The organism is Ensifer adhaerens (genome assembly GCF_028993555.1).
Classification (GTDB): domain Bacteria; phylum Pseudomonadota; class Alphaproteobacteria; order Rhizobiales; family Rhizobiaceae; genus Ensifer; species Ensifer adhaerens_I.
Genome location: NZ_CP118611.1, coordinates 730,106 through 743,051 on the forward strand (window position 1 = coordinate 730,106; position 12,946 = coordinate 743,051).

5 protein-coding genes are annotated in these 12,946 nt (G+C 63.1%); 4 read left to right on the forward strand and 1 reads right to left on the reverse strand.

What is annotated here, in order from left to right; genetic code table 11:
* Nucleotides 1-5 precede the first annotated feature (5 nt).
* The 3 genes from PWG15_RS23750 to PWG15_RS23760 are packed head-to-tail and all read left to right on the forward strand — an operon-like array spanning nucleotide 6 to nucleotide 10,172.
* Nucleotides 6-2,174, forward strand: coding sequence for a glycosyltransferase family 2 protein (locus PWG15_RS23750; RefSeq protein WP_275026501.1), 2,169 nt, complete (start codon nucleotides 6-8; stop codon nucleotides 2,172-2,174).
* A complete protein-coding gene (locus PWG15_RS23755; RefSeq protein ID WP_275026502.1) occupies nucleotides 2,140-3,006 on the forward strand; it encodes a polysaccharide deacetylase family protein in 867 nt (288 codons plus the stop codon). Before PWG15_RS23750 ends, PWG15_RS23755 begins: the two co-directional genes overlap by 35 nt.
* Nucleotides 3,003-10,172: a tetratricopeptide repeat protein gene (locus PWG15_RS23760; protein WP_275026503.1), complete on the forward strand. Its 7,170-nt coding sequence runs from the start codon at nucleotides 3,003-3,005 to the stop codon at nucleotides 10,170-10,172. The genes PWG15_RS23755 and PWG15_RS23760 overlap by 4 nt, the downstream gene beginning before the upstream one ends.
* A 97-nt stretch (nucleotides 10,173-10,269) precedes the next feature.
* Here the strand turns inward: PWG15_RS23760 and PWG15_RS23765 are convergent, their stop codons facing one another.
* A complete protein-coding gene (locus PWG15_RS23765; protein WP_275026504.1) occupies nucleotides 10,270-11,307 on the reverse strand; it encodes a LacI family DNA-binding transcriptional regulator in 1,038 nt (345 codons plus the stop codon).
* Nucleotides 11,308-11,580: 273 nt separating this feature from the next.
* Between PWG15_RS23765 and PWG15_RS23770 the strand changes: the two genes are divergently transcribed.
* The gene (locus PWG15_RS23770) at nucleotides 11,581-12,915 is read left to right on the forward strand and encodes an ABC transporter substrate-binding protein (RefSeq protein ID WP_275026505.1); all 1,335 of its coding nucleotides are present in this window, start codon (nucleotides 11,581-11,583) and stop codon (nucleotides 12,913-12,915) included.
* Nucleotides 12,916-12,946: the final 31 nt, after the last annotated feature.

The following is a 12,946-nucleotide window of genomic DNA, read 5'->3' on the forward strand; positions in this document are numbered from 1 at the left end:
CTGCCATGTCTTCGATTGCGGTTGTGATTTGCGCTTATTCCAATGAGCGCCGCCCGCAACTGGGCGACGCTATCGACTCGGTATTGAAACAGACCCTGCGAGCCGACCGGCTCATCGTCGTCATCGACCACAACGACGACTTGCTGCGGGAGATGCGTAGGTCGTACGCCGGTATCGAGGTTGTCGCCAATGATGGGGCGCGAGGCCTATCGGGCGCTCGAAACACCGGCGTGCGTACCGCCGCGTCCTGCGACATCATTGCGTTTCTCGACGATGACGCTGTCGCCGAGGCCAACTGGCTGGAACGGCTTGCGCTACACTATGCCGTCCCGCAGGTTATCGGCGTCGGCGGCAAGGTGCTGCCGCTTTGGCCAGGCAAGCGACCGCGCTGGTTCCCCGAAGAGTTCCAGTGGGTGGTTGGCTGCAGTTACAAGGGTCTCCCGAACGCGCTGAGCCCGGTTCGCAATCCGATCGGTTGCAATATGTCGTTTCGGCGGACGGTCTTCGATGCCGTTGGCGGCTTTCGCGAGGGTCTCGGTCGCAGTGGCCAGGATGCCGCCGGGTGCGAGGAAACAGAGTTTTGCATTCGCGCGCGCCGGCACTTCCCCACAGCAGTCATTCTTTGCGATCCGCAAGCGGTGGTTCATCACAACGTTACCGCGGAAAGAACGCGGTGGGCCTACTTCCGCAGACGATGCCAGGCTGAAGGACGTTCGAAGAATGCGGTGGTCGAGATCGCAGGAGCGGAGGAGAAGCTTGGCGCCGAGCGTGCCTATGTCACCCGCACCTTGCCGGCCGGCGTGGTTCGCGGCCTGACGGATATGGTGACGCGGCTTGATCCTTCGGGGCCGATGCGGGCGTTCACGATCGTCGCGGGGTTCATGTTTACGACGGCAGCTTATCTCGCCGCAAAATTCTCCAGACACGTAAGCCCCTTCCGCCCCGTCAAGATTGTCGACGTCGATTATACTAAGCCGCTTCCGGCGATCGATCTCACGCGGCCGGGTGACGTGTCCTATGGCGGCATCTTCTGTCTGGTCCGCTCTGGGGCCCAGCCGCTCGCAATTGTCGAATTGCAGCATTCTGGCCCCGTGATCGAACCCGCAGATCTGCTCTTGGAGATCGGCGCCGCGCGCTCCTTGCCGTCGGTTGCGGCCTGCCGCACGGCCGCGCTTGAAAGGGTGGCAGTGGTGATTGCGACGCGCGATCGCGCGGAGAGCCTGGATCGCTGCCTCGCGTCGCTCTTTGACCAGACCCGTGCGCCCGACGAAGTGCTTGTGGTAGACAACGCACCGGCCTCGACGGCAACGGTGGATCTGATTTCGACGCGTTACCGTGGACGGGTGCACTATGTGCTTGAGCCGACCCCGGGGCTCGGACGCGCGCACAATACCGGCCTGCGCTACGTGTCGAGCGACATCGTTCTCTTTACCGATGACGACGTGGTGCTCGACCAGCATTGGGTCGAGGCGATGGCAGCACCGATGGAAGAGGATAAGGCAGTCGGTTGCGTGACGGGTCTGATCCTGCCGGCTGAACTCGAAACTCGGGCGCAAGTCTGGACGGAACGGCACGGAGGCTTCGGGAAAGGTCTGCAACGCCGCGTTTTCGATCTGGAAGCGAACCGGCCCAGAAGCATGCTCTTTCCCTTCACCGCCGGCCAGTTCGGCTCGGGTGCGAACATGGCTTTCCGGGCGAGTGCGTTGCGTCGGGTCGGCGGTTTCGACGCGGCGCTTGGCGCTGGAACGGTGGCGCGCGGCGGCGATGACCTTGCCGCGTTCTTCGCCATCGTCAACGGCGGCTTCCGACTTGTCTACCAGCCTCAGGGCATCATCTGGCACCACCACCGCCGTGGCGAAGAAGGCATGCGTCGGCAGGCCTATTGTTATGGCATGGGGCTCGGCGCCTATCTGACGAAGATCGTTGTCGACGAACCGCGCCGGGCTCTTCGGCTTGCCGCCGCATTTCCAGCCGGCATCCTCCACATGGCCGGGCCGACGTCGCAGAAGACTGCGCGGCTACCCAGCGACTATCCGCTGCGGCTCGTCTGGATGGAGCGCCTCGGCATCCTTGCGGGTGTACCGGGCTATTTGCGCAGCCTCGCGAAACGGCGGCGCGACGACCGGCCGCAAACCGGCATTGACGCGAGGCGACCAGCCGAAAGAGAGGTTTGACATGCAAACTATCCCGATCCTGGTCTATCACAGTGTCGGTCGCGATTGCGCTTCGGCCTACCGACGCTGGCTGGTGACGGAGCCGGAGTTGGATGCACATCTCCAGGCCCTGACGCAGCGCGGTTACCGCTCGATGACGGTTTGCGACCTCGCGCTGTTGCGTTGCAGCGGACAGCCGATCCCTCCGCGGACCTGCGTTATTACCTTCGACGATGGCCTTCGCGACTTTGCAGAAGGCGCAATGCCTGTTCTGGCCGACCGCAGGTTCGCCGCCACACTCTACGTGGCCACCGGTTTCGTCGGTGCGACCGCAGGATGGCTTGCCGATCTCGGTGAGGGCAACCGCCCGATGCTCGACTGGAGCGCGTTGCGTGACCTGCACGATGCAGGTGTCGAGATTGGCGCGCATTCCGTGAGCCATCCCGAACTCGATACGCTGCCCTTCGCAAGGGCCACGAGCGAGCTTCGTGATAGCAAAAGGGCTCTGGAAGACGGTTTGGGCGCAGCGGTTACCACGTTTGCATACCCTCATGGCTACGCATCGCGAGAGACGCGCAGGATTGCTAAAGAGGCTGGATACCTTGCGGCCTGCCGTGTTCGTCATGCGCTCAGCGATGAGACGGAAAATCTCTTCGCGCTGTCTCGCATTGTTGTCACCAGTGAAGTGACGCCGGACTCGCTCTTGGATATGATCGAGACGCCGCAGCTTCCCGTTGCGCCGCCAGTCGATCGGCTGATTGCCACCGGTTGGCGTGCTGCAAGGCGCATGCGCGCCCTGCATCGGTCGGTGTTTCCAAGACGCGACGTGGCCGGGTCAGAAAGTGGGGCATGATGAGTTCCCCGGGCTGGATCGGCCTTGTCGCCGTTGGTCTTCTCTGGGCCGGGTCGGCGTCGGCCGCCGAGCCGGAAACCTCCGCGAACAGTCTTCGACCGCAAAGCGACGGCACAGACGCAGCGCAGTCGGGTGTTTTCCAACCCAACCTCGGTCGAGCATTGGCGCAACTGGCTGATCTCTATATGGCCCGCCGGGTCGACACCGCAACCGTGGATCGGCTGCTTGGCGAATACGAGAGCATGCTGCGCAACGCCGGACCGGATGCGATTGTCGCAGTATCGCAGCCGAAGGCCTCAAGTGAAGTCGTCAAGGAAGATCCCGACGGCTCCCGCGTTCTTAAGCTTTACGAGCGCGCGGCCACTTACGGCTACAGAGGGGCGCTCATCGGTCTCGCGGATCTCTACAGTCGTGGCGAACTCGTGCCTCGCAATCTCGAGAAGGCATTTGCTGCTTATGTCGAAGCAGCAAAACAGGGAATCCCTGCGGCGCAGTTGCGGGTTGCGGAACTGATGATCCGTGGAGAGGGCACAAAACACGACGCAACGGCAGGCGAGGCCAGCCTTCGCGTGCTCTCTGATTCTGATAATCCCGGCGTGCTCGAGCAATTGGCGGAGCTTTGCCTTTCCGGGCGCATACCGGAACAGACGGATCTCGCGGTTTCGGCGCTTCACAAGGCCGCAGGCCTGGGTTCCGCGAGGGCGCACTTCAGGCTTGGCGAGCTTTACTACGCCGGAACGGTCCTTGCTTCGGACTACGCCGCCGCGCTCGTTCACTATCGCCTGGCTGCGGAACAGGGAAATGTGGAGGCCAAGGTTCGGCTTGCCGAAATGCAGGCGCGCGGTCAGGGCATGGGCCGCGATGTGACGAAGGCGATCAGCGAACTGCAGGCTCTGGCTGATCTCGGCGCGCCATTTGCCGACCTCTCCCTTGGAAGTCTCTATCTGAAAGGCGATGTCGTGCCGGCCGACCCGGTTCGTGCGGCGCAATATTACCGTCAGGCCGCCGCCCAAGGCAGTGGGACGGCGCTGATGCAGCTTGGAGACCTCTACGCGGACCAGGGAGCGGTGAACGGCGACTATGGTCCAGCGGTCAGAAGCTATGAACAGGCTGCAGCGGTCGGTAATGTCGGAGCAAGAGTGCGGCTTGCGGAGATGAAGGCGAGGGGGCGCGGGATGCCGCGGGATCTGGCCGCGGCGACAACGGAGCTGATGACGCTTGCAAGTGCGGGAGAAGCTGGTGCCTCTCTGGCGCTCGGCGACCTCTTTGGCGAGGGGCGGGCGCTGGCGATCGAGCCTGCAAGGGCCCTGATCTATTACCGCCAGGCGGCCGCTCAAGGCAGCGTCACGGCTTTGCTCCGGCTTGGCGAATTCCATTCGGAAGGCGATTTGTCCCGACCAGAATACGGGCGGGCGGTGGAATACTATCGTACGGCGATCGCCAGGGGGAGCGTCAGCGCGAAGGTACGGTTGGCCGAGATGAAGGCGATGGGCCGAGGGATGACGCGCGATGTTGCCGCCGCAAAGGTCGAACTGGAAGACCTTGCGGCCCACGGTGAGGGGGAGGCATCACTTCTTCTGGGTGATTTCTACGCGCAAGGGGATGTCATGCCTGGCGACGCTGCCCAAGCCTGGCTCCACTACCGGCGCGCGGCCGATCAGGGTAGCGTTGCGGCGTTGACGCGACTTGGGGATTTTTACTCCGCGGGCGGGGCGGCCAAGCCAGATTATGCACTCGCCCAGGATTATTACCGCCGCTCCGTCAGCCGGGGGAGTGTCGGCGCGCAAGTGCGGCTTGCAGAAATGCTGGCTCACGGACAGGGCGCCGTTCAGAACGTCTCGTCGGCAACTCGTACCTTGATGGCGCTTGCCGAACGTGGGGAACCGGCCGCTGCCCTTAGCCTGGGCGACCTCTACTACGTCGGAGAGGTCGCAAGGGCGGATCCGGCACGCGCAACCACGTATTACCAACAAGCTGCCGCGCTCGGAAGCATAACGGCCCTGCTTCGGCTGGGTGATCTATACACCACGCAGGGCGCGCTAACGGGCGACTATCGGGCGGCAATAGTAAGCTACGAACAGGCGGCCGCCAGAGGAAATGCTGGCGCGAAGGTGCGGCTTGCGGAAATGAAGGCAAGGGGACGCGGCACCGTGCAAGACGTGGCCGCCGCGAAAGCCGAGCTGGATGCTCTGTCGTCGGCGGGGGACGCTGGCGCGTCTCTGTCGCTTGGCAATCTGTATAGCGATGGACAGGCGATGCCGGCCGAGCAGGCTCAAGCGGTCGTCTATTATCAGAAGGCAGTTGCACAAGGCAGCGTCACGGCGCTTCTTCGGCTCGGCGACTTTTACTCCGAAGGTGATCGGTCCGCTGCCGACTACGCCCACGCGATGGAGTTCTATCGCAAGGCCGCAGATAAAGGAAATGTCGGCGCGAAGATACGGGTCGCTGAGATGAAGTCGCGAGGGCGCGGGTCCAACCAGGACATCGCCGCCGCGAAAGCGGAACTCGAGCGGCTTGCGGCCGAGGGCGAGGCCGATGCGTCACTGGCCCTCGGCGATCTCTATGGCAGGGGCGGCGTCGTCACGTTCGATCCAGAGCAAGCGCTGCGCCAGTATCGGCGGGCCGCCGACGGGGGCAGCGTGACCGCCTTGTTGCGGCTTGGTGATTTTTATTCCCAAGGTCAGCCGACGATGATCAACTTCGGACTTGCGCAGGACTTTTACCGTCAGGCGGTCGGCCGGGGGAACGTGAACGCCAAGATCCGGCTGGCTGAAATGCTGGCGCGTGGGCAGGGTGTTGCTCGGGACGTGGAGGCCGCGACACGAGAACTGACCGAGCTCGCGCAGCGGGGTGAGACGGCTGCGGCTCTCGCCTTGGGCGACCTTTACGGCAGGGGGGAGGCCGTGCCGGTCAATCCGATCCAAGGATTGCAATACTATCGCCAAGCAGCCACCCAGGGCAGCATGACCGCGTATTTGCGTCTGGGCGACCTCTATTCTGCCGGTAGCACTTCGGCCACGGACTACGCGGCAGCGCTTGACCACTACCGCCGCGCTGCCAGCCGAGGAAATTTGGTGGCTAAGGTCCGGCTGGCGGAGATGAAGGCGCGGGGCCAAGGCATCACACAGGACCTCGCCGCTGCCACAAGCGAATTGACCGCCTTGGCGGATGGCGGAGAGAAAGCCGCCGCCGTCGCCCTCGGCGAACTCTACAGCAATGGCGCGGTCGTGCCCGCGGATCCTGCCCGCGCGGCCGGCTATTATCGCCACGCCGTCCAGCTTGGCAGTGTCGAGGCAAAGGTCCGGCTTGCGGAGATGGAAGCAAGAGGACAGGGCCTTCTGCAAGACGTGGCCGCAGCCACCGCAGAACTCGCCGCGCTTGCCAAGGGAGGAGAGGCCAGTGCGTCACTCGCCCTTGGCGATTTCTATGCCGAGGGAAAGATCGTCCCTCCCGATCCATCAGCCGCCCTGAATTACTATCAGCAGGCGGTCTCGCAGGGCAGCGCGACTGCCCATCTTCGTTTGGCCAACCTCTATTCCGGCGGTGGCCTCGTGGCCACGGACTACGCCGGAGCATTTGAACAGTATCGCCATGCGGCCGAGCGCGGCAGCAGCGAAGCGAAGATCCGGCTGGCCGAGATGAAGGCGCGGGGCCAGGGGACCAACCGCGATGTGGCAACCGCCACGCGTGAATTGACGGCGCTGGCCGACAGGGGGGAGACGGCTGCAGCGATCTCGCTCGGAGATCTTTATGCCGCGGGAGAGATTGTCCCGGCCGATCCGGTGCGGGCGCTGCACTACTATCGGCAGGCGGCCCAGGAGGGCAGTGTTAGCGCGCTGCTCCGATTGGGTGGATATTATTCCGAAAGCGGGTCGCCAGTGGCCGACTTCGCTCTCGCGCAAAACTATTATCGACAGGCTGCCGGGCGTGGGAACATCGAGGCTACGGTCCGCCTTGCGGAAATGAAGGCCCGCGGACAGGGCATGGCAAGGGACGTGACATCGGCCACGCAAGAATTGGCAGCCTTGGCCGAGCGGGGAGAGACTGTGGCCGCACTTTCTCTCGGCGAGCTCTATCGCCAGGGAGATGTGGTGCAAGCCGATCCTGCGCGCACGGTTGAGTACTATCGACAGGCGGCCGGGCGAGGCAGCGTGACGGCGATGCTACGGCTCGGCGAGCTCTATTCCAGAACCGAGACGGCCATGACTGACTACACCCGCGCGCAGGACTTTTACCGTCAGGCGGCAAGGCAGGGCAACGTCGAGGCGAAGGTCCGGCTTGCAGAAATGCAGGCCCGGGGCCTTGGCGTTCCGCAGGATATCGTATCGGCCCAGTCCGAGCTCAAAAGCCTGGCTGCTGCCGGCCGACAGGAGGCTTCGCTGGCGTTGGGCGATCTGTACGGCGATGGAAAGGTCTTCCCTGCTGATGCCGCGCAAGCATTGCAGTATTTCCAACAGGCGGCGTCGCAGGGCAGCACGACGGCCAATGTTCGATTGGGCGACCTCTATTACGCAGGCAAAGGGGTGGGGACGGACTTTGCGGCAGCCTTCGATCATTATCGTCGTGCGGCCGAGCGGGGGAATTTGGAGGCCAAGGTTCGCCTTGCTGAGATGAGGGCGCAGGGCAAGGGCATTCCCCAGGATCTTTCCGCTGCGCAGACGGAGCTTGAAGACCTTGCCGCCAGTGGTGGGGCCGAGGCGTCCCTTGCCGTTGGCGACCTTTATAGCAAGGGAGAGGCGGTGCCTGCCGATCGCGCCCGTGCTGCGGATTATTATCGACAGGCGGCCGCACAAGGCAATGTCGCCGCACTGCTGCGGCTCGGGGACTTCTATTCGCAAGGCGAGGCTGCCTCAACCGACTTTCCGCTGGCGCAAAGCTACTATGGCCGTGCTGCAGAACAGGGAAATGTCGAGGGGAAGATCCGGTTGGCGGAAATGCAGGCCAGAGGCCAGGGCGGTGCACAGAACACGGAGGCCGCCAGGACAAAGTTGGCAGCACTTGCTGACAGAGGCGAAGCCAGCGCCGCGCTCGCGCTTGGCGACCTTTATGGGCGGGCGGGCGCAATGCCCACCGATACGGCTCAGGCGGCCCGCTATTACGAGCAAGCCGCAAAACAGGGAAGCTTGACGGCACTGCTGCGCCTCGGCGACGCCTATCGGGGCCGTGAACCAGGCAAGGCTTTCGCCGCCTACAGCGCCGCGGCGAAAAAGGGCAGTCTGGACGGCAGCCTGCGTGTTGCGGAGCTGACGATCCGTGGTGAAGGAACGGTACGCGATGTCCCGCAAGGTGTTGCGACGCTGCATTCGCTCGCCGAGAGTGACAATCCGAATGTGCTGGAATCGCTGGCGGACATCTGCCTGTCCGGTCGCGTGCCGATGCAGCCGGAACTTGGCATGGCAGCCCTGGAGCGCGCTGCGCGCCTGGGGTCGGTGCCAGCGCATTTACGGCTCGGCGACCTCTATTCTGCCGGGGACGCGGTAACGGTCAACTATGCTCTTGCGCTCGACCACTACCGCCAGGCAGCTGATCAAGGGAACCTGGAGGCAAAGGTGCGCCTGGCGGAAATGAAGGCGCTTGGTCGGGGCATGGCTCCGGATGCGGGGACGGCTGCCGGTGAGTTGGCGATGCTTGCCGCCCAGGGGGAAGCGGGCGCTGCATACTCTTTGGGTGACCTCTACACGAAAGGCCAAACGGTGCCGGCCGACCCTGCGCGGGCGCGACAATATTACCAGCAGGCCGCAGATCAGGGCAGCGTGAGGGCCATGTTGAGGCTTGGCGACGGCTATCGGGCGAAAGACCCGGCCAAGGCGTTTACGGCCTACGGTGCAGCGGCGGGCCAGGGGAACCTGGAGGGTCGGCTGCGCGTCGCCGAACTAACAATTCGGGGCGAGGGCACAGGTCGCGACGTCAACGCCGGCATGGCGGAGCTTCGCGCGCTCGAGGCGAGCGAGAGCCCGGATCTCCTGGTGGCGCTCGCCGAACTCTACCTCTCCGGCCGCATCGCCTTGCAGCCGACGCTCGCCGTCTCGGCACTCGAAAAGGCGACGCAGTTCGGATCGGTCCGCGCGCATCTGCGCCTCGGTGACCTCTATGTCGAGGGGGAGGATGTCAAGGCGGACTATGGCGCAGCGCTCGAGCATTACCGCCTGGCGGCAGAGCAGGGCGATGTGGATGCCAAGATACGCCTTGCTGAGATGGAGGCTCGCGGCCAAGGCAAGAAGAAGGACGTCGCCTCGGCGGTCAATGCGTTGACGGCGCTGGCGGCAGACGGGTCGGCCTCCGCCCTGCTCTCGCTTGGTGATCTTTACGGCGGCGGGCAGGTGACCGCGCTCGATCCGAAACTGGCCCTGAAATATTATCGGGATGCAGCGGCGCAAGGCAGCGTTTCGGCAATGCTGAGGCTCGGCGACACGTATAACAATGGTCGCCTTGCTCCGCGCAATGCGAAGGAGGCCGAGAGGTACTACCAGATGGCTTTCGAAACGGGCGACCCGGGCGCCGCTGTGGCACTCGGTCGCTTCAAGGCGACGACAAAGGCCCGCAAGAACGCCGCGGCGGGCATGGCCCTGCTGCAACGCTCAGCCGACGAGAAAGTTGTCGGTGCATCGTCCGTCGTCGCGGAGGCCCTCTTCTACGGTCAGGGCGTCGCGCGCAGCAGCAAGCAAGCCATCGCCGTCCTGCAGAAAGCCGCGAAAGAGGGCGATCGAATAGCGACGATTGATTTGATCGAGACCTATCGTGATGGCAAGCGCGACGGTCGGACGCAACTCGTACGCAAGGACACCGCGAAGGCAAAGTCGGTCTTGCTTGCGTCGGCAGATCTGCTGTCCGGTCCGGAAAAGAGCATTCAAACCTTCCTGCTTGATGCCTCGACGGCAAATGCAAACGCGTTTGAGGCACTCAGCAGCAGGTTCACATCGCTTACACAGCCGGAGCGCCAAAGGGTCGTGCGGGACCTGGCGAGAACGAACCCACGACTTTTCGCCTATCTCATGGAGACACGGCTGCGCCAAAGCGGTGTGAAGGTCGGTCCGCTTGACGGTCGGCTCAACAAGGCCGCCCAAGCGGCAATGGTCCGCCAATGCCGTACACTGCTTCCGGCGCGCCAGTGCAATCAGGGGGTATCGACGCCGCGGGTCATCGAAACGCTGGCTCAACTGTTCTGAAGCAATTCGCTATCGGCTGGATTGCGCTCTCTCTTGAGGTCGTGGCCGGCCCTTGCCACGCGTGTGTGTCAGAAAACCACTTCGGCTGCCGCCCCTATTAAGGGGGCTGCAACTGAAGATTTTCCTTGAGCAGGATCTCGATGCGGATCTTCTCTTGCGAGGCCAGAAGCTCACGGTGGTCGGCGCGGGCGCGCATGATGCGCAGCGCGCTGCGCACCGCATGGCCGGGATCCTGTGCGATCAGGGCATCGATGCGTTCGTCCATCAGCGCCCGCTCGCTGAAGGGCGTGCGCTCGTGGGCAACGACGGTGAGTTGACGCGAGCCCTGCGCATTCCAGATCGCTGTTAACGGCGCCCGCGCCTCGGAACTCAGCACGTAGACGGCCAGGGTATCCGGGTTGTGCTGCAGCGTTCGGTGAATGATCAGCTCCGCGCGCTGCTCGTCGGCATAGGTTTCGAGCGAGGGCAGGCACTGGAGATGCGGAAATTGCGTGTTGATGATGCTGTCGAATCCCAAACGACGCTGGATGCTATCGAGCGCCATCATGGTTTCCGCTACGACCATGATCTTGCCGGGCCGGTTGCCGATGAAGCGTCCTGTAATCTTGCCGGCCGTTGCGCCCGCCGCGAAGTTGTCGATACCGACATAGTCGGCCCTTTCCAGCCGTTCCTGGCCGGACAGGAACTGCACAACCCTTACGTCCCGTTCGACGAGCCGCACGAGTGCGTCGCGCACCTGCGGCGATTCCGGCGCCATCACCGCGACACCGTCGACCGCCTCGTGATCGATGAGGCTCAGATACTTGGCAACGTGGTGAGGGTCAGCCATCGGGATCTGCACCACCTCAACCTCGGTGGAATCGGCGCGAAGCGCATCGCGTGCTTCGGTGACGCGCCCGATCAGCTCGCTCAGATACTGGTCGCCCGAGACGGGGAGGACGAAGCGAAACCGGTAGGTCTTGTTGCGCGCGAGCGCGACGGCCGCCGGGTTCCTGACGAAGCCGATGCGCTCGATGGCGTCGTTGACCTTGCGGAAAGCCTTTTTGCTGACATTCGGCCGGTCGTTCAGCACGCGGTCGACGGTGGCCAGGCTCACGCCAGCGGCTTCTGCGAGGTCTTTCGCGGTAGGGCGCATTCTATCGCTTCTCTTTGCTCTCGATCCTTCAGGGCGATTCCTCCAACAAAAGCAATCAAAAAGCAAGAATTGATGTGCGCACCTCAAAATTTGCTTGCATTGAGGTGCGCACCTCAATATGAATAATAGCGTGGCCATCCAGAGGAATGCGTGAGGCCACAGAGCGATGCGAAGGAGTCGCCCGCACAGGTCCGCCGATTTGCGTCCGCTAATCGCCACAGGCGTTTTCAGCTTCCGATGGAGGTCGGAAGGCAAGGGGAGGAGGCCCCAGCTATGGAACTTCGTCATTTCAAATCATTGGCCGCATTCGGCGCCCTGCTGGCCGCCAGCGTTGCAAGCACCGGCCACGCAAAGGCCACCGAGTTGACGCTCTGCTGGGCGGCCTGGGATCCGGCAAACGCCCTTGTCGAACTGAGCAAGGATTTCGAAGCCAAGAGCGGCATCAAGATGAAATATGAGTTCGTGCCGTGGCCGAACTTTGCCGACCGCATGCTGAACGAACTCAACTCCGGCGGCAAGCTGTGCGACCTGATGATCGGCGACAGCCAGTGGATCGGTGGCGCTGCGGAAAACGGCCAGTACGTCAAGCTCAACGATTTCTTCGACAAGGAAGGAATAAAGATGAGCGACTTCATCCCGGCAACTGTTGTCGGCTATGCCGAATGGCCGAAGAACTCGCCGAATTACTGGGCGCTGCCGGCATTCGGCGACGTCGTCGGCTGGAGCTACCGCAAGGACTGGTTCGCTCGCCCCGAGTTGCAGGCAGAGTTCAAGAGCAAGTACGGCCGCGATCTCGCCGTGCCGAAGACCTTTGCCGAGCTCAAGGATATCGCCGAATTCTTCCAGAAACGCGAGATCGACGGAAAGACGGTCTATGGTGCCGCAATCTACACCGAGCGCGGATCCGAAGGCATCACCATGGGTGCCATGGACGTACTCTACAGCTTCGGTTTCGAGTATCAAAACCCCGACAAGCCGTACGAGCTCGAAGGGTATGTGAATTCAGCCAAGGCGGTGAAGGGCCTGGAGTTCTACAAGGCGCTCTATGATTGCTGCACTCCGCCGGGTCATTCCGACGCCTACATGTCCGAGGACATCGACGCCTACAAGTCAGGCCAGGTCGCGCTCCACATGAACTTCGCCTTTACCTGGCCCGGCATCAATGCCGACGCCAATGTCGGCGGCGACAAATCTGGCTACTTCCCGAACCCGGCTGGTCCCGACGGTGTTGCCTTCGCACAGCTCGGCGGCCAGGGCATTTCCGTTGTCTCTTCGTCCGAGAAGCAGAGCGATGCGCTCTCCTACATCAAGTGGTTCGCCCAGCCGGAAATCCAGCAGAAATGGTGGCAGATGGGCGGCTATTCGGCGCTGCGCAAGGTGGTCGAAGATCCTGGTTTTGCAACAAGCCAGCCCTATGCCCAGACCTTCCTCGACTCCATGGCGATCGTGAAGGACTTCTGGGCGGAGCCCTCCTATGCCTCACTGCTCCAGGCCACACAGAAGCGCTTCCACGACTATGTGGTTGCGGGCCAGGGCTCTGCGCAGGATGCGCTCGACGGTCTCGTCAAGGATTGGACGCAGATCTTCGACGACGAAGGCAAGTACTGACCGTCATCAAGGCCGTGGCCGCGCACCTCCC

What these genes read in the sequence shown, in the direction of transcription:
- PWG15_RS23750 (WP_275026501.1), top strand. Translation starts at nt 6, where the DNA reads ATGTCTTCGATTGCGGTTGTGATTTGCGCTTATTCCAATGAGCGCCGC.
- PWG15_RS23760 (WP_275026503.1), top strand. Translation starts at nt 3,003, where the DNA reads ATGATGAGTTCCCCGGGCTGGATCGGCCTTGTCGCCGTTGGTCTTCTC.
- PWG15_RS23765 (WP_275026504.1), bottom strand. Translation starts at nt 11,307, where the DNA reads ATGCGCCCTACCGCGAAAGACCTCGCAGAAGCCGCTGGCGTGAGCCTG.
- PWG15_RS23770 (WP_275026505.1), top strand. Translation starts at nt 11,581, where the DNA reads ATGGAACTTCGTCATTTCAAATCATTGGCCGCATTCGGCGCCCTGCTG.